14 protein-coding genes are annotated in these 17,306 nt (G+C 74.5%); 12 read left to right on the top strand and 2 right to left on the bottom strand.

The features are described from left to right. Positions 1-20: 20 nt before the first annotated feature. The 10 genes from ACFO9I_RS13075 to ACFO9I_RS13030 all read left to right on the top strand — a co-directional run bounded on the left by ACFO9I_RS13075 (position 21) and on the right by ACFO9I_RS13030 (position 11,449). On the top strand, positions 21-581 hold the full coding sequence (locus ACFO9I_RS13075; RefSeq protein WP_379181487.1) for a SigE family RNA polymerase sigma factor: 561 nt from the start codon (positions 21-23) through the stop codon (positions 579-581). Then, positions 578-1,663 (top strand): hypothetical protein, encoded by a 1,086-nt coding sequence (locus tag ACFO9I_RS13070; RefSeq protein WP_379181486.1) that lies wholly within the window; start codon positions 578-580, stop codon positions 1,661-1,663. The genes ACFO9I_RS13075 and ACFO9I_RS13070 overlap by 4 nt, the downstream gene beginning before the upstream one ends. Before the next feature lie 230 nt (positions 1,664-1,893). Further along, positions 1,894-3,291 carry an amidase gene (locus tag ACFO9I_RS13065; RefSeq protein WP_379181484.1) on the top strand — a complete coding sequence of 466 codons (1,398 nt, stop codon included), beginning with the start codon at positions 1,894-1,896 and terminating at the stop codon, positions 3,289-3,291. Positions 3,292-3,384: 93 nt separating this feature from the next. Further along, positions 3,385-4,284 (top strand): ABC transporter ATP-binding protein, encoded by a 900-nt coding sequence (locus ACFO9I_RS13060; RefSeq protein ID WP_379181482.1) that lies wholly within the window; start codon positions 3,385-3,387, stop codon positions 4,282-4,284. Next, positions 4,281-5,375: an ABC transporter permease gene (locus ACFO9I_RS13055; RefSeq protein WP_379181481.1), complete on the top strand. Its 1,095-nt coding sequence runs from the start codon at positions 4,281-4,283 to the stop codon at positions 5,373-5,375. The genes ACFO9I_RS13060 and ACFO9I_RS13055 overlap by 4 nt, the downstream gene beginning before the upstream one ends. Next, positions 5,360-7,003, top strand: coding sequence for an SDR family NAD(P)-dependent oxidoreductase (locus ACFO9I_RS13050; protein ID WP_379181479.1), 1,644 nt, complete (start codon positions 5,360-5,362; stop codon positions 7,001-7,003). Before ACFO9I_RS13055 ends, ACFO9I_RS13050 begins: the two co-directional genes overlap by 16 nt. Positions 7,004-7,198: 195 nt before the next feature. Then, entirely contained in the window at positions 7,199-7,963 is a 765-nt protein-coding gene (locus tag ACFO9I_RS13045; RefSeq protein ID WP_379181477.1) for a VOC family protein, read from the top strand. 121 nt (positions 7,964-8,084) lie between these two features. After that, complete coding sequence (locus tag ACFO9I_RS13040; RefSeq protein ID WP_379181475.1) at positions 8,085-9,281, top strand: NAD(P)/FAD-dependent oxidoreductase; 1,197 nt, start codon at positions 8,085-8,087, stop codon at positions 9,279-9,281. 33 nt (positions 9,282-9,314) lie between these two features. Beyond that, a complete protein-coding gene (locus ACFO9I_RS13035) occupies positions 9,315-9,902 on the top strand; it encodes an OsmC family protein (RefSeq protein WP_379181473.1) in 588 nt (195 codons plus the stop codon). Further along, on the top strand, positions 9,893-11,449 hold the full coding sequence (locus tag ACFO9I_RS13030) for an alpha/beta fold hydrolase (RefSeq protein ID WP_379181471.1): 1,557 nt from the start codon (positions 9,893-9,895) through the stop codon (positions 11,447-11,449). Before ACFO9I_RS13035 ends, ACFO9I_RS13030 begins: the two co-directional genes overlap by 10 nt. Before the next feature lie 4 nt (positions 11,450-11,453). On the opposite strand, the gene ACFO9I_RS13025 is transcribed toward ACFO9I_RS13030, so the two are convergent. Then, positions 11,454-12,401 carry a Ku protein gene (locus tag ACFO9I_RS13025; RefSeq protein WP_379181469.1) on the bottom strand — a complete coding sequence of 316 codons (948 nt, stop codon included), beginning with the start codon at positions 12,399-12,401 and terminating at the stop codon, positions 11,454-11,456. Between the two features lie 75 nt (positions 12,402-12,476). Here ACFO9I_RS13025 and ligD point away from each other — a divergent pair, with 75 nt between their 5' ends. Together ligD and ACFO9I_RS13015 are read left to right on the top strand one after the other, a co-directional pair. Continuing rightward, entirely contained in the window at positions 12,477-13,406 is a 930-nt protein-coding gene (ligD, locus tag ACFO9I_RS13020) for a non-homologous end-joining DNA ligase (protein WP_379181467.1), read from the top strand. Between the two features lie 5 nt (positions 13,407-13,411). Next, positions 13,412-14,119 (top strand): L,D-transpeptidase family protein, encoded by a 708-nt coding sequence (locus tag ACFO9I_RS13015; protein ID WP_379181465.1) that lies wholly within the window; start codon positions 13,412-13,414, stop codon positions 14,117-14,119. A gap of 39 nt (positions 14,120-14,158) precedes the next feature. On the opposite strand, the gene ACFO9I_RS13010 is transcribed toward ACFO9I_RS13015, so the two are convergent. Then, positions 14,159-17,293, bottom strand: coding sequence for an ATP-binding protein (locus ACFO9I_RS13010; RefSeq protein WP_379181463.1), 3,135 nt, complete (start codon positions 17,291-17,293; stop codon positions 14,159-14,161). Between the last annotated feature and the right edge of the window lie 13 nt (positions 17,294-17,306).

Below are 17,306 nucleotides of genomic sequence, written 5' to 3'. Positions count from 1 at the left end.
GGTCGGCACATCTGGAGGGCATGAGAGCACTGACCGTGTCGTCGCCGAGCGCCGCGGAACCGACGGGGGAGGGCCGGGTGGCCGCCGAGGAGGAGTTCGCGGAGTTCTTCACCGCGACCTGGCCGCGACTGTTCCGGACCGCGGTCGCCATCACCGCTGACGCAGCCGCCGCCGAGGACGCGCTGCAGTCGGCGTACGCCAAGGCGTTCGCGTCCTGGCGGCGGGTCGCGGCTGCGGACCACCCCGAGGCCTACGTCCGCAGGATGGTCGTCAACGAGATCCTGGCCGGCCGCCGGCACGGGTGGGGGCGTCGGGAGCGACCCTCGGAGTCCGTGGAGCCGGCGACGCCCGTGGCCTCGCCGGAGCACGACGTGGTGGTCCACGGGGCACTGTGGCCGGCGGTCCGGCAGCTGCCCGTCCGGCAGCGCGCGGTGATCGTGCTGCGCTACTACGAGGACCTCTCCGAGCGGGAGATCGCGGCGGTGCTCGGGTGCAGCCAGGGGACCGTGAAGTCCCAGGCCTCCGCCGCCCTCGCCAACCTCCGGCGCCACGGCGCCCTCCAGGACGGAGCCGACGCATGAGCACCACCGACCTCCACCGAGCCCTCGACGCGGACCTGTCCGCCGTCGTACCTCCCCCGGGGGACCTGGCCCGCGCGCTCCGTGAGGGCCGCCGGATCCGTCGCCGCCGCCGGGCCACCGCCGTCGCGGGCGGAGTCGCGTCGGTGGCGGCCGTCGCGGTCCTGACGGTGCAGCTGACGGGCGGCCAGCCGCTGGTCGGCCCACACCCGGGCGACCCACAGCCGGTCGCCCCGCTCGGCCGGCTCGACTTCTCCCAGGGCCTGCGGGCGTACGCCGCCCCGGGAGCCGAGATCCACCTCGGCGGACGTACGTTCCCCGGCGCCCGGCTGCATTTCCTCGACACCGACGCGACGGCGACGCCCTACGGCGTGGTGTTCTACGACGCCGGCGTGCCCCGCCTGCTCGACGAGTCCGGGAAGGTCACCGACCTCGAGCGGCACGCGGACACCGGCAACTTCCGCCCCACCGCGAAGGTGGACGCCCAGGGTCCGCTGGTCGCCTACGGCGCGGTGATCGGCGGCCGGCGGACCGTGACCGTCCGCGACCTCGCCACCGACCGGGTGGTCGCGCGTCATGCCGTCGGGAGCGACACGGTCATCGACGGTCTCGACGACGGTGTGGTGCTCCTCCGGACCTCCGACGGCACGACGGCGTGGGACACGCGCACCGACGAGGTCCGCACGCTGGCGGGACCGCGGACGCGCGTGGCCGACGTGCGCAACGGGGTGCTGCTCTACACGGGGCCGGCACCCGACGGCGAGGCGGCGGCGGACTACCGGCTGGTCCCTGGCGCGATCGACGCGCAGCTCACCTACGACGGCCGGCACGTCCTGTACTGGTCGAGCCGGCTGGCACCCACCGACGGCGGCCGACCGATCGTGCTCGACCGCGGGGACACGGGCAAGGGACCGGCGTACGGCTGGTGGGCGATCGACACCGACGGCTCGGTGCTGACCGCGGTCCCGGACCGTGGTTCCAGGAGCACCGTCTACGACTGCGAGGTGCCCTCGGGGCGCTGCGTCGAGCTCGGCCCGCTGACGACCCTGCACGGGGACCCGATGTTCATCGGCGTGGACATGTAGCGCTGACCCGCCGTCGGGACGTCGCGCCCGGGCGGCACCGCGATGTGCGGCCGACCGGGTGGCCAGACAGTGCCTCGCCGAGCACTGGGGAGAGGGGCCTGCGTGTGCCCCTCTCCCCAGTGCGTCGGCGACCTCATGCGCAGGGCGCGGGGCCGGGCCGAGGAGCAGGGGACGTCACCATGGCCAATGCCACCGTTCCGCAGGAGGTCGCGCGCCCCTAGGGTGCACTCGTGACCGACCTGAGCAGCACCGACGTGACCGAGACCGTGCGCCGTACGACCGCGGGGGAGCTCACCGCCCGAGGCGTGGTCGACGAGGCGCTCGCGCGGATCGCCGAGCTGGACCCGCCCCTGAACGCCTTCTCGGTGGTGCTGGCCGACCGGGCCCGTGCGGAGGCCGACGGGCGCGACGCGATGCTCGCCGAGGGCGGCACGCCGGGGCCGCTGCACGGCGTGCCGATCGCCATCAAGGAGGAGGTCGACGTCGCCGGCACGGTGACGACGTTCGGGGGCGAGGCGAACGAGACCCCCGTCGCTGCGGACGCCGAGATCGTGCGCCGGCTGCGCGCCGCCGGCGCCGTCGTCGTGGGCAAGACGACGATGCCGGAGTTCGGGGCCTTCCCCTACACCGAGTCCGCCTCACGGGGCGTCACCCGCAACCCGTGGGACAGCACCCGGACCCCGGGCGGCTCCAGCGGCGGCACCGCCGTCGCCGTCTCGGCCGGCATGGTCCCCGTCGGCATCGGCGGTGACGGGGGCGGGTCCATCCGGATCCCCAGCGCCTGCTGCGGCCTCTTCGGCCTCAAGCCCCAGCGTGGCCGGGTGACGACGGCGCCGCACCCGCACCTGTGGTGGGCGCTGGGCACCGCGGGGCCGCTCACCCGCACGGTGCGCGACAGCGCGCTGGTGTACGACGTGATCCGCGGCAACGTCGAGGGCGACCTCTACCGGGCGGGCGGGGACGCGTCGTTCGTCGAGGCGGCCGGCCGCGAACCGGGGCGGCTGCGGATCGGCTGGACCACCCGGCCGGTCACGGTCGGGGTCCGTCCGGACCCGGTCCACGTCCGGGCGGTCGAGGAGACCGCGCGCCTCCTCACCGACCTCGGACACCACGTGCGCGAGGTCGACCCCCGCTACCCCGACCCGACCGCGGCGTTCGTCCCGCAGTTCTTCGCCGGGATCCGGTCCGAGGCCGAGCTCGTCGAGCACCGCGACCGGCTCGAGCGCCGGACCCGGGAGACCTGCCGCCTCGGCGCCTGGGTGACGCCCAGGGTCCGCGACTGGGCGCTGACGGAGACCGACAAGGTGTCGGCGAAGGCCAACCGGGTCTTCGACGACGTCGACGTCCTGCTCACCCCCACCATCGCGCACCGGCCGCCGCGCGTGGGGCGACTCGACGGTGTCGGGACTGTGCGTGCCTCGCTGCGGGCGATGCCCGCGATCGCCTACGCGGCGCTCTGGAACGTCGCGGGCAACCCGGCCGCGGCCGTGCCGTGCGGCACCGGGCCGGACGGGCTGCCGACCTCGGTGCAGCTGGTGGGCCGCACCGACGACGAGGCCACGCTGTTCTCGGTCTCCGCGCAGATCGAGGCGGCCCGGCCCTGGCCGCTGCTGGCGGGGGATCGGTAGCACCGCTGGCGACCGGACCCCTACCAAAGGCGGGGGTCGCGGCACCGGAAAGTCTGTCGAGACCCGGGGGACGGCTCCCCTAGGGTCCCGCAGGTGGGAGCGATCGAGGTGGTCGAGCTCGCGCTGTCGTACGGCGAGCTGAAGGCCGTCGACGGGGTGAGCCTCGACGTGGGCGAGGGCGAGTTCGTCGGCATCCTGGGGCCGAACGGTGCCGGCAAGACGACCACGCTGGAGATGATCGAGGGTCTGCGCCGGCCGGACTCGGGGTCGGTGCGGGTGCTGGGGCTGAGCCCCTGGCCGCGCAACCCCGCCCTGCTGCCGCGGATCGGCGTCCAGCTGCAGGCGTCGTCGTTCTTCGAACGGCTCACCGCGCGCGAGCAGCTGCACACCTTCGCGGCGTTGTACGGCGTGGACGCGCGGCGCGCGGACGGCTGGCTCGAGCGGGTGGGCCTGGTCGACAAGGCCGACACCCGCGTGGAGGCCCTCTCGGGCGGGCAGGCCCAGCGCCTGTCCATCGCCTGCGCGTTGGTGCACGACCCCGAGGTCGTGTTCCTCGACGAGCCGACCGCGGCCCTGGACCCGCAGGCTCGCCGCAACCTGTGGGACCTGCTCTCGGGGCTCAACGACTCGGGCCGCACCGTCGTGCTCACCACGCACTACATGGACGAGGCCGAGGTGCTCTGCGACCGGGTCGCGATCATGGACCACGGGAGGGTGCTGCGCTTCGACACCCCCGCGGCGCTGGTCCGGGGCCTCGACGCCCCCGTCCGGATCACCGTGGCCGGGGGCCAGCTCGACGAGCACGAGGGCAGGGCGATGCGCTGCGTCAGCGACGCCCAGTCCACGCCCGACGGCCTGGTGCTCACCACGCGCGAGCCGGCCGCCGTCGTGTCGCGGCTGGCCGAGCTCGACCACCTCGACGGTGTGCAGGTGCACACCGGCACGCTCGAGGACGTCTTCCTCGACCTGACCGGCCGGGAGTACCGCGCATGAGCATCGTCCCGACCGACCGGCCCTTCTTCGCCCGGCCGTTCTTCGCACTGTCGGCGGCGATCCTGCGCGGCTTCTACCGCGACAAGGCGTCGGTCTTCTTCGCGCTGATCTTCCCGCTGATGTTCCTGGTCCTCTTCGGCGGCATCTTCGCCAACCAGACGCAGTCCGAGGTCGACCTCGTCCAGGTCGGGGACGTCGCCCTCGTCGACCAGCTCTCCGACGGCGCGAAGCAGGCGTGGGACGACACCTTCGAGGTGACCCGCACCGACGACGCCGCCGCCGCGATCCGCGAGGTCCGCAAGGGGGACGCCGACGTCGCGATCGAGATGCAGGGCGACACGCTGGTCGCGCACTACACGCAGACCGACCAGGTGAAGGCGGCCATCACCCAGGGCGCGCTGCGGGCCTTCGTCGACGGGACCAACGTCGCCCTCAGCGGCAACCCGCCGACGTACGCCCTGGAGACCGAGCCGGTCGAGGACGACTCGCTCGACACCATCCAGTTCGTGACCCCGGGGCTGCTCGGCTGGGCGATCGCGATGAGCGCGAGCTTCGGTGCGGCCGCGACCCTGCAGGGCTGGCGGCAGAGCAAGCTGCTGCGTCGGCTGCAGCTGGCGCCGGTGCCCACCCGCACGGTGGTGGGTGCCCGGATCGCGGTGACGGTGGCGATCGCACTCGTCCAGATGGCGATCTTCCTGGGCCTGGGCACCGTCGCGTTCGGGCTCCGGCTCACCGGGGCCTGGTGGATGGCGCTGCCGCTGCTGGTGGTCGGCACCCTGTGCTTCATGTCGGTCGGGCTGCTCGCCGGGGCGCTCACCAAGACCCAGGAGGGCGCGGTCAACATGGCCAACTTCCTGGTCCTGCCGATGGCGTTCCTGAGCGGGTCCTTCTTCCCCCTCGACGGAGCGCCCGGCTGGCTGCAGACCGTCTCGCAGCTGATGCCCCTGCGTCACCTCAACGACGGCATGCTGGACGTCATGGTGCGAGGTGAGAGTCCCGTCGCGGCGCTGGTGCCGATGTCGATCCTGGCCGGGTTCGCGGTCGTGGTCACCGGTGTGGCCGCGCGACTGTTCCGGTGGGACACCGCGTAGTGGGCCTGCTGCTCCAGACACCGCGCGCCCGCGTGCGCCGCCTGCTGCGGCGGGTCACCGGCGACACGAGCAGCCCGCTCTCGGGCCGGACCGTGCTCGTCACCGGAGCCTCCTCCGGCATCGGCGAGGCCACCGCCCGTGCGGTGGCGGCACGCGGGGCCACGGTGCTGCTGGTGGCCCGCCGGGCCGACGAGCTGGACCGGGTCCGGGCCGCGGTGGAGTCCGGCGGCGGCCGCGCCGCGACGTACCCCTGCGACCTGACCGACGGCGCCGCCGTCGACGCGCTGGTCCAGCAGGTGCTGGCCGAGCACGGTGCGGTCGACTACCTCGTGAACAACGCCGGCCGCTCCATCCGGCGCTCGTTGCACCTGACCCACGACCGGTTCCACGACTTCGAGCGCACGATGGCGGTGAACTACTTCGCCCCGGTGCGGCTCACCATGGGCCTGCTGCCGGCGATGCGTGCGCAGCGCTTCGGCCACGTCGTCAACGTCGTCACCTGGGGCGTGCAGATGAAGGCGCCCAAGTTCGCGGCGTACATCGCCTCCAAGGCCGCGCTCGACACCTGGAGCCGGGTCGCGTCGCGTGAGACCTACCGTGACGAGGTCACGTTCACGAACATGCGGTTCGCGCTGGTGCGCACCCCGATGGTGGCGCCGACCGAGGCGTACGCCGGCCGTCGGGCGCTCACGCCCGAGCAGGCGGCGGCGAAGGTCGTGCGGGCCCTGGAGGACCGCCCGGTCACCGTGAACACGGCCGCCGGCAACGTCGGCGAGGTCCTCAACCTGGTCGCCCCGCGGCTCAGCGACGCACTCTTCAGCAGGTTCGACCGGGCCTGGCCGGACTCCCGGGCGGCGCGCGGCGCCCCCGACTTACGCGCCCCGCAGGAACGGGAAATCACGCTCGGCGCGGGTCTGGGTGGCCTCGCGCTGGCGTTCGACTCCGACGACGCGCTCCGGGTGCTGCCGTGGTTCACCGCCGTCGTGTTCCTCGTCAACGCCGTCGCGATCGGCCGGTTGCCGCGGGCCTCGCACGACGAGCGCACCCCGGAGGACCGCCGGGCGCGGGTCCCGGGGCCGGGGCCGCTGCGCAACCCCGGCTGGCTCCTCACGACCTTCTTCGTGGGGGTGTTCTGGACCAACCAGGTGCTGCTCAACGTGGTAATCCCGCTGTGGCTGGTCGAGGAGACCGACGCGCCCCGCGTGCTGCTGGCCTTCCTCTTCGGCACCAACACCGTGATGTGCATCTTCCTGCCGATGGCGGCGGCGCGCGGGGTCGAGAACGTGCCCACGGCGCTGCGGGCGGTGCGGGTCTCGTCGGTCTTCTTCGTGGTCTCGTGCCTGATCACGCTGGCCACCCACGACACCGTCGGGTGGGTCACGATCGCGCTGGTCTGGCTGGGCCACGTGACGGTGACCGGCGCCGAGCTCTACCTCTCGGCCGCCAGCTGGTCGTTCGAGTCCGAGCTGATGGACCCGCGCCAGCGCGGGACCTACCAGGGCGCGGCCGAGCTGAGCAGCACCCTGGGCAAGGTGTGGGCCCCGGCGGTCTACGCCTTCCTCGCGATGAACTGGGGCGCGGCCGGCTGGCTGGTCATCGCCGGCTCGCGGTCGGGCCGCCCTCGCTGATCGACACCGACGAGCCGGTGCCGGACCCCGCCGGCGGCCACCTGCGCCAGGGGTCAGGCCAGCATCGTGGCCGTCGGGCCGCTCCTCGCCTGGGCGGCCCTGGTGCTGCCGGGCTGGTGAGGTGGCGACCCGGCACCGATGAGTCCGGGTGGCCGGCGGGGTCCACACCTCCAGGAGCCACGAGAGGAGAACACCATGACCACGCTTCCCGGCGAGCCCTGCTGGATCGAGCTGTTCACCCCCGACACCGATGCCGCGGCCGACTTCTACGGCGGCCTCTTCGGCTGGACGGCCACCGAGCCCGACGAGGAGCTCGGCGGCTACCGCATCTTCGAGCGCGACGGCGTCCCGGTGGCCGGGCTGATGCGCAACGACGGGTCGATGGGCGGCCCCAGCACCTGGACGGTCTACCTGGCCTCGACCGACGCGACCGCGCTGCTGGACCGGGCCCGGGCGGCCGGCGCGGAGGTGATCGCCGGCCCGATGCAGGTCGGTGACCTCGGCACCATGGGGGTCCTGGTCGATCCGGCGGGCGCGGCGGTCGGCGTCTGGCAGGCGCAGTCGTTCCCGGGCACCGGCGTCCGGGCCCAGGACGGCGCGCCGGCCTGGTTCGAGACGCTGACCAAGGACTACGACGCAGCGGTCCGCTTCTACGCCGACGTCTTCGGCTGGGACACGCACACCATGAGCGACACCCCCGAGTTCCGGTACACGACGCTGGGCACGGACGAGCAGGCGCGGGCCGGCATCATGGACGCGACCGCGATGCTCGGCGAGGACCCCTCCCGCTGGCAGTTCTACCTGCAGGTCGCCGACACCGACGCGACCGTCGAGCGGGCCGAGGCCGGCGGGGCCACGGTCGTGGTGCCGGCCGAGGACACGCCGTACGGCCGGCTCGCGGTGCTGCGCGACCCCGCCGGGGTCCAGTTCTGCCTGATGGGACCGACCCCGCAGGGCTGAGCCACGAGTCGGCTCCCGCGACGACAGCGGGCGTGGCACCCGCGCCCGGCGCCCGGAACCGCCACGGCTCCTCCACCCGGTCTCCAAGTCCGGCGGCGGCCGACGCCGGATCGTCGGAGCCATGGCCCTCCACACCACCCACCACGACGTCGTCGTCATCGGCGCCCGCTGCGCCGGGTCGAGCACCGCCCGGCTGCTGGCCGCGAGGGGGTACGACGTCGTCGTCCTCGAGCGGGCGACCCTGCCCAGCGACACCCTGTCCACGCACGCCATCGCCCGCGGCGGCGTGGTCCAGCTGGCCCGCTGGGGGCTGCTGGACAAGCTCCTCGCCGGCGGCGCACCCCCCGTCCGCGCCGTGACCTTCTCCTCCGGGGGACAGGAACGGCGGGTGCAGGTCAAGGACCGCGCCGGGGTCGACCTGCTGCTCGCACCCCGACGCACGGTGCTCGACGCGCTGCTCGCCGAGGAGGCGGTGGCTGCCGGGGCGGCGCTGCACACGGGCACGGTGGCCACCGGGTTGCTCCGCGACGACCACGGCCGGGTCAGCGGGGTGCTCACCCGCGACAGGACCGGTGCCCAGCACGTCCACCGCGCCCGACTGGTCGTGGGCGCGGACGGGTTGCGCTCAGCCACCGCCCGGTGGGCGGACGCGCCGACGCAGCGGTACGTCGAGCCGCGGACCTCGACCTGGTACGCCCACGTCGGCGGGGTGGGGTGGGACGGCTTCGAGTTCCACGTCGCGCCCCGGGCGTTCGCCGGTGTCTTCCCGACCCACGACGACCGGGCCTGCGTCTGGCTGTCGCGGCCCAGCCCGCTCCTCGGGACCGTGCGGGCCGCGGGGCCCGGACGGGAGCGCGCCCTCGTCGACGCGTTGCAGGAGGTCGCTCCCACGATCGCGGAGCGGGTGCGCGACGGACGCGTGGACGGCCCGGTCCGAGGCGGCGTGGACCTTCCCGACCTGGTGCGGGTGCCGCACGGTCCGGGCTGGGCGCTGGTGGGGGACGCCGGCTACCACCGCGACCCGATCACCGGGCACGGCATCACCGACGCCTTCCGCGACGCCGAGCTGCTCGCGGACGCTGCCCACGCGGTCCTGGCCGGGAACCTGCCCGAGGCGGAGGCGATGGGCGCCTACGCCTGCGCCCGCGACGCCGCCCTGGCCGAGACCTTCCGGCTGACCCGCGCGCTCAAGGCCTACCCCCACCCCACCCGCTTCGTGGCGCTGCAGAAGCAGCTGAGCGACGCCCTCGAACGTGAGGCGAGCGTGCTCGCCTCGCGCCCGGCACCCGCCGGGCTGCAGGCGGCCCCGGCCGCCTGAGACATCCCCTTCACCACCACCTGGAGAGACACCATGACCATCACCGACAGCCACCACCTCAACGGCGTCGACACCACCGGCCTGTTCGCCACCATCGGCGCGGTCCGGGAGCACCCCGAGCTGGCCCGGTTCCAGTTCCGCGCCACGACGCAGTGGGTGGACGGCACCTGCAACCGCACCACCATCGACGACTTCCACGGCGCCGGCACCGAGCACCGTCGGGCCGAGCCCTTCACCGTCGACGCCGACCACCCGGCCGTGCTCGTCGGGCAGGACCGGGCGCCCACGCCGGCCGAGCACCTGCTGCAGGCCCTCGGCGCCTGCCTGATGAGCGGCCTGGCCAACATCGCCGCGGCCCGAGGCATCGAGCTGGGCGAGGTCACCGCCCGGGTCGAGGGGGACATCGACCTGCTGGGCATCCTCGGGCTGGACGAGGGGGTCCGCAACGGGTTCGAGCAGGTGCGGGTCACCTTCCACGTCAGCGGGGACGCGGAGGCCGAGCGGCTGCGTGAGCTCGTGCAGCAGGCCCGCGCCCGCTCCGCGGTCTACGACGTGATGACCCACGGAGTTCCCGTCGCCGTCGACGTCGCCGCCGGTGCGACCATGGGGGAGTGGTCCTGATCCTGGCCGGCAGCCTGGAGCTCGACGAGACGCTCTTCGAGCTCCGCCGGGACGGCCGCGCCGTGGCCCTGGAGCCGCAGGCGTTCGACGTCCTGGTCCACCTGGTGCGTCACCACGACCGCGTGGTCGCCAAGGAGGAGCTGATGGACGTGGTCTGGCGCGGCCGTTTCGTCACCGAGACGGCCGTCACCAGCCGCATCAAGCAAGTACGCCGCGCGCTCGGCGACGACGGGCAGGCCCAGCGGATGGTGCGCACGGTGCACGGCCGGGGCTACCGGTTCGTCGGCGACGTGTCGCGGGCCGAGGCCCCCGCGGCGCCGCTGCCGGTGGAGCGACCTCCGGTGCGCTACACGGTCAGCGACGGCCTGCACATCGCCTACCAGGTCACCGGGGGCGGCGACCGGGACATCGTGCTGATCCCGGGGTTCGTGTCCCACCTCGACCTCGACTGGGACGACCCCCGGCACGCGCACTTCCTGGACCGGCTCGGGACGATGGGCCGGCTGGTCCGCTTCGACAAGCGCGGCACGGGCATGTCGGACCGGCCGATCGGCGTCCCTGACCTCGAGACGCGGATGCACGACGTCCTCGCCGTGATGGACGCCGTCGACTCGGAGCGTGCGGTGCTCTGCGGCTACTCCGAGGGAGGGCCGATGGCGGTGCTGCTGGCGGCGATGCACCCCGAGCGGGTCTCGTCACTGGTCCTCTACGGCTCCTACGCCCGGCGCACCTGGGCCGCGGACTACCCGTGGGGCTGGACGGCGGAGGCCCGCGCGGAACGCATCGAGCGGCTCGTCACCACCTGGGACTGGGAGGCCGACCTGCTGATGCGGTGCCCGTCCGCCGACCGGGCCATGCAGGAGTGGTGGTCCCGGCGGATGCGCGCCGCCGCGACCCCGGGCACGGTGCGGGCCCTGATGCAGATGAACACCCTGGTCGACGTGCGGTCGCTCCTGCCCCGCGTCACGGTGCCCACCCTGGTCGTCAACCGCGTCGGTGACGCGCTGTGCCACCCGGAGGAGGCGGCCTACATCGCCGAGCGGGTTCCGGGTGCGACGCTGCGCCTGCTCGAGGGGTCGGACCACCTCGTGGCCGGTGACCCGGACCAGATCCTCGACGCGATCGAGCCGTTCATCGCGGCCTCCACCGCGGCACCGCAGCACCGGGCCCTCGCCGCCGTCGCGGCACCCACAGGTCCCGCCAACCCGGCGGTGTGCGAAGCGCTGGTGGCGGCCGGCGGGCGCGCCCGCCTCTCGCGGTCGGGCGACCGCCTGGTCCTCTTCGACGGACCGGCGACCGCCGTACGCGCCGCACTGCAGGTCCTCGGCGCGCACCCGGACGCCGGGATCGGCCTGTCGGTCGCCGAGGTCGCGATCGACGGCGGCCCGGTGACCGGGGCCCAGGTCGAGAGCGCCGTGCACCTCGGGGCGGCGGCGCGACCCGCGACGGTCCTCGTCACCGGGACCGCGGCCGTGCTCCTGGCCGGCTCGGGCGTCGAGCTCGCCGCCACGTCCGACCCGGACGTGCTGCGGGTCGTCCACCAGTGACGGGTCAGCTGGCCTTCTTGGCCGCCTTCTTCGCGGGCGTCTTCTTGGCGGTCTTCTTGGCGGGCGCCTTCTTCGCAGCCGCCTTCTTGGCCGGTGCCTTCTTGCCGGTCGATCTGCTGCTGGCCGACCTGTCGCTGGCCGACTTCCTCGCCGCGGCCGGCTCCTCGTCGGTGGCCTCGCCCCGCGCCGTCTTCGCCGCGTCCACCGAGCGCTGCAGGGCCGCGAGCAGGTCGACCACCTCGCCGGACGACTTGGTCGAGGTGGCGGTCCGCTTGACCTCACCGCCCTCGATCTTGGCCTTGACCAGCGACTCGACCGCCTCGGCGTAGTCGTCCTCGAACTCACTGGCGTCGAAGTCGCCGGCCAGCGTCTCGACGAGCATGTTGGCCATCTTCACCTCGGCGTCCTTGACCTCGCCGGTCTCGACCGAGAAGTCCGGCGTCCGGATCTCGTCGGGCCACATCATCGTCTGCAGCACGATGACGTCGTCGCGCACCCGCAGCACCGCCACGGTGGTGCGCTGGCGCAGCGCCACGGTCACCACGGCCATCCGGTCGGCGTCCTTGAGTGCCTGCCGCAGCAGGGCGTAGGGCTTGGCGCCGGACTTCTCCGGCTCGAGGTAGTAGGACTTCTCGAAGAGCATCGGGTCGATCTGGTCGCTCGGGACGAACTTCTCGACCGCGATCTCCCGCGACGACGTCGACGGCAGCTCGGCCATGTCGTCGTCGGTGAGGATCACCATCTCGCCGTCCTCGGTCTCGTACCCCTTGGCGATGTCGGCGTAGGCCACCTCCTCGCCGTCGATCGAGCAGACGCGTTGGTACTTGATCCGGCCGCCGTCCTTGGCGTGCACCTGGCGGAAGGACACGTCGTGCGACTCGGTCGCGGAGTAGAGCTTCACGGGCACGCTGACCAGCCCGAAGGACACCGCGCCCTTCCAGATCGCACGCATCTCCCACGTCCCTTCCCCGTTGGGTCGAGTCCCACCCGACCACCGACTCGCTCCAGTATCGGTCAGGATGGCCCCATGCGTCCCATGCTCGCCACCCGTGGCCGACACGTACCCACCGGTGAGGGATGGACGCACGAGGTCAAGTGGGACGGCGTCCGGATCCTCGCGGACACCACCGACGCCGGCACCCGGCTCTACAGCCGCAACGGCAACGACGCCACGATCGCCTGGCCCGAGGTCAGCGCCGCGCCGCTGGGAGACCGCGACCTCCTCGTCGACGGCGAGGTCATCGGCCTCAACGACGAGGGGCTGCCGGACTTCCGCGTGCTGCAGGACCGGATGCACGTGCGCAGGGCCACGACCGCGGCCCGGCTCGCCCGCGAGGTCCCGGCGGTCTACATGGTCTTCGACCTGCTCCGGCTCGACGGCCGGGACCTGGCCGACCAGCCGCTGGAGCGGCGCCGGGAGCTGTTGCGCGGCCTGGAGCTGGCCGAGTCGACCTGGCAGGTGCCCGCGGCGTACGACGACGGGCCGATGCTGTTCGACGCCACCCTGCAGCAGGGGCTGGAGGGCATCGTCAGCAAGCGGCTCTCCTCCCGCTACGAGTTCGACGAGCGCAGCCCGAGCTGGCTCAAGTTCGCCCACCGGCACCGCCACTCCTACGTCGTGGGTGGCTGGCGCCCGCAGGAGGGGAGCACGGACCGGCTGGCGGCGCTGCTGGTCGGTGAGCCGACCCCCGAGGGACTGGCCTACCGGGGCCGGGTCGGCAGCGGCATCGGCCCGCGGGCCGGCCGCATGCTCGGCGAGCTGCTGGCCCCGTTGGCCAGCGCCGCGAGCCCGTTCGCCGACGAGGTGCCGCGCGAGGACGCGCGCGGCACCCACTGGGTCGAGCCGGTCGTCGTGGTCGACGTCGACACCCACCACGTGTCGCGGCGCCAGCGGCTGCGGCAGCCGTCGTACCAGGGAGTGCGCACCGACCTCGGCCCGGCCGATCTGGAACAGTGACGCCCGTGCGCACCGTCCTCGCCGTCCTGCTGCTCGCCGCGACCCTGGTGGTCGCGCCCGGACCGCTCGCGGTCGCTCCCGCCTCCGCCGCCGATGACGTGCGCCTCGACGGCGTGACCGTGCACCTGCGGCCCGGCACCCGCCAGGTCGTCACGGTCAACCACACCCGCGGCCACCACGCCCGGGTGACGTACTGGGTGCGGAAGGGCGGCGACTGGGTGCAGCGGCTCCGGGCCCGCGACGGACGGATCGGGTACGGCGGCCTCGTGGTCGCCGACCGGCGGCGCCAGGGGACCGGCACCACCCCGCTCGGCACGTTCCGGCTGCCGTGGGTGTTCGGTACCCACCGTCGGCAGGACTCGTGGGACCTCGACTACCGGCGGATCCGGCGCGGTGACTACTGGGTGCAGGACAACGCCTCGCGCTACTACAACCGCTACCGCAACAGGAGCCAGGGCGGGTTCCGCTGGCGGCTCCCGGCCAGCGACGAGAACAGCTCGGAGCGCCTGAGGGACTACCCCGTCCAGTACGAGTGGTCGATCGTCACCTCGTTCAACGCCCGGCAGGTCCGCCACCGGGGTGCAGGCATCTTCCTGCACGTCAACGGGGACGGCGCGACGGCGGGGTGCGTCAGCGCGCCGCGCCCGTTCATCCGCGCGCTGGTGCGCCGGCTCGACCCCGACCGGAACCCGGTCGTCGCGATCGGTCGGTGACCTCACCGCCCCGGTCGGCGCCGGACCGGCGGCGCGCCGTCACACCGGCACGCCGAGGGCGGCGCAGCGGGCGGCGTCGAGCGGCTGCCCGGCCAGGGTGAACAGCTCCACCGCCTCGGCGGCGAGCCGCTCGAACGCCTCGTTGTCCTGCCGTGCCGCCGCGAGGTGCGCCGACGCCTCGGCGACCACCGCGTCCCTGGCGGTGCTGACCAGGAACGCTGCGGACTGCCGGGCCAGCGCCAGGTGCCGCTCCGCGTCGTCGAGCAGCCCGGCGTCGGCGCAGGCGATCGCCGCCGGGGCCTCGAACAGCAGGTCGCAGAACCCGCAGCGGTCGGTCTGGCCGATGGTGAGGTCACCCTGCTCCGCGATCGCCACGGCGGCCACCGGGTCCGGCGCCGCCGCGATCATCGAGCCGTAGACCCGCTGGACCAGGTGTGAGCTGATCACCGACCAGCGGGCCAGCGGGAGTGCGCGCCGGAGCAGGCCGGTGGCCCCGGGGCGGTCGCCCCTGGCCACGTGCACGTCGGCGAGGCGCTGCAGGGAGTGGGCCTGCCCGGCGGTGGCGTCCACGTCGCGGTGCAGCTCGACGGCCTCGGTGAGCTCCCGCTCGGCGCGGTCGACGTCGCCCATCAGCAGCGCCGCCTCCCCGATCAGGCCGGTGGCGAAGGCTGCCCCGCGCAGCGCCCCGTGCTGCTCCGCGCGCCGCCGCAGCTGCTCGGCGAGCCCGATCACCTCGGCGAAGGGGATCGGTCCGTAGAGCATCGACTCGGCCACGCAGAGGTGGGCGTCGAACACCGCGGTCGCCAGACCCGGGTCGTCGAGGGTGCGGCGCAGCTCGAGCCGGAACCGCTCGAAGAGCTCGCCGCGCTGGTGCGCGATGAAGCCCTGGAGACCGACCAGGTCCAGCAGCTGCCACGTGTCGTCGGGCCGCAGCACCGCCCGCGCCGCGTCGGCGGCCGCGCGTGCGGCCTCGAGGTCACCGGTGAAGTAGGCGAGGTTGCCGCGCGCGAGCAGGAGCGGCCCGTCGGCGGAGTCGCCCTCGAGCTCGAGCCCGGCCACCAGGGCGGCGGCGGTGTCGAGGTCGCCCTGGAAGGTGAGCGCCCGGGCCAGCCGGACCCGGACCAGCCGGTGCTCGGTCCCGGTGGTCATCGCCAGGGCGGCCCGGTAGGCCGGGACCGCCGCCGGGTCCGCGAGCGCCAGCAGCAGGTCGCCGCGCCGCGCCAGCAGGTGCGCCCGGTCGGCTCCGGACGCGTGGTCGATCACCGCGTCGACCAGGGCCAGGCCGTCCCGGTAGGCCCCCAGGGCCCCGGCGGTCTCGACCGCCCGGCGGGCGTACGGGATCGCCTGGACCGGGTGCCCCGAGGCGACGAAGAGGCGGGCGACCCGGGTGGCCGGGGCGCCGCCGGCGGCCAGCCGCTCGGCGACGTCACCGCCCGCGCGGGACCGCTCGTGCGCCGGGAAGGTCGCGAGCACCGAGTCCCGCACCAGCGCGTGCCGGAACCGGTAGCCGGTGTCCGTCGGCTCCACCACGGAGGTGTCCAGCCCGGCCGCGAGGGCGGCGTACGTCGCGTCCTCGCCGACCCCGCTGACCGCGAGCAGCTCGTCGGTCGTGAACGCCGTCCCCAGCAGGGCGACGCGGCGGAGCACGGCGAGCGCCGGCTCGCCCAGACCGGACACGGCGAGGTCACCGCTGCCGTCCGCCGCGGCGCGCGCGGTCTCGAGCAGCCGGAACGGCAGGCCGCCCGAGACCGCACAGACCTCGGCCACGGTGGCCTCGTCGAGGTCCGGGTGGCGCAGCGCGACCAGACGGCGGCTCGCGGCCGGGTCGAGCGGCTGCAGGTCGACGACCGACCCGACGCCCCGGGCGACCAGGCTCGTCTCCAGCTCCCGCAGCGTCTCGTGCGGCCGGGTGGCGAGCGCGATCAGCATCCGCTCGGTGACGGCGGTCCGGGCGAGGTAGTGCAGCAGGCGCAGGGAGGCCTCGTCGGCCTCGTGCACGTCGTCGACGACGAGGAGCAGGCCCCGGTCGCTCGCGGCCAGCCGGAGCAGCTCGGCCGCCGCGACGAACAGCCGCTGGTGGGCGCTCTCCCCGCTCCACCCCGCCTGCTCGCCGGCCAGCGCGCGGTCGAGCTCGAGCCGGAAGCTGTCGTCCAGCCCGTCGAGCAGCGAGGGGTGCTGCCGGCAGAGGTCGCCGAACGCCTCGAGCACCGGCGCGTACGGCCAGGCCCCCTCCATGAGGGACGCCGCGCCGCGGGCCGTGCGCCACCCGCGGCGCTTCGCGAGGGCCGTGGCCAGGTCGAGCACCGCGGACTTCCCGACGCCCGGGGGCCCGGTGAGCAGCACCGTGCTGCCGCGGCCCAGGTCGGCGCGCTCGAGCCGGTCCCGCACCAGGTCGCCGGTGGTCTTGCGCCCCACCAGCCGCACGGCCTGCTCCGTGGCGGGCTCGACCGGCGGGGGCGTGGCGCCCGCCCGGGCGGCGACCTCGGCCCGCAGCCGCTGCGCCTCGCCGCTGGGCACCGTGCCCAGCTCGCGGCGCAGGGCCTGCTCCATCCGCTCCAGCTGGCGCTCCGCGGCGCGCAGGTCACCGCGCTCCGCCAGCTCACGCGCCAGGGCCACGTGGGCGGCCTCGTCGGTCGGGTCCTCGCGGACCAGGTCCGACCAGCGCCGGGCGAGCCGGAGCAGGTCCCGGTGCAGGACGCCCAGGGCGTCGCGCCAGTCTGCGGCCCAGGGTTCGTAGAGGTCCTCGGGGAGCAGCACCCCGCCGTACGCCGTCAGCGCGGCCTCGGCGGCCGGGACGGACCCGGCGGCCAACGCCTCCTGCGCCCGGCGCCGGAACTCGACCGCGTCGATGTCGACCTCGGCGTCCGGCAGCAGCAGCACCTGGTCGTTGCGCAGCACCACGGCCGGTGGCTCCGTGCCCGGTCCGCCCGCGGCATCGGCGAGGGCACGCCGCGCGTAGTGGGCGGCCTTGTGCAGGCGCGGCAGCGCGGCCTCCACCGGCACCGTGGGCCAGAGGGCGTCGATGACCTGCTCGCGGTGGAGCGCGCGGCCCTCGGCGAGCGCCAGCAGCTTGACCACGGAGGCGGCGCCCCGTCGCGACCACGCGCCGGCCGGGACGGGGGAGCGCGCGACAGCGACCGAGAACCCCCCGAGCATCGCGATCTCGACCTGCATGTCCGCGCCTCGA

Origin of the sequence: Nocardioides sp. GCM10023255 (genome assembly GCF_042653125.1) — a bacterium.
In the GTDB taxonomy this organism is placed as follows: domain Bacteria; phylum Actinomycetota; class Actinomycetes; order Propionibacteriales; family Nocardioidaceae; genus Nocardioides.
The sequence above is the reverse complement of the archived record's forward strand: the minus strand, read 5'-3'. Positions and strand labels throughout refer to the sequence as shown.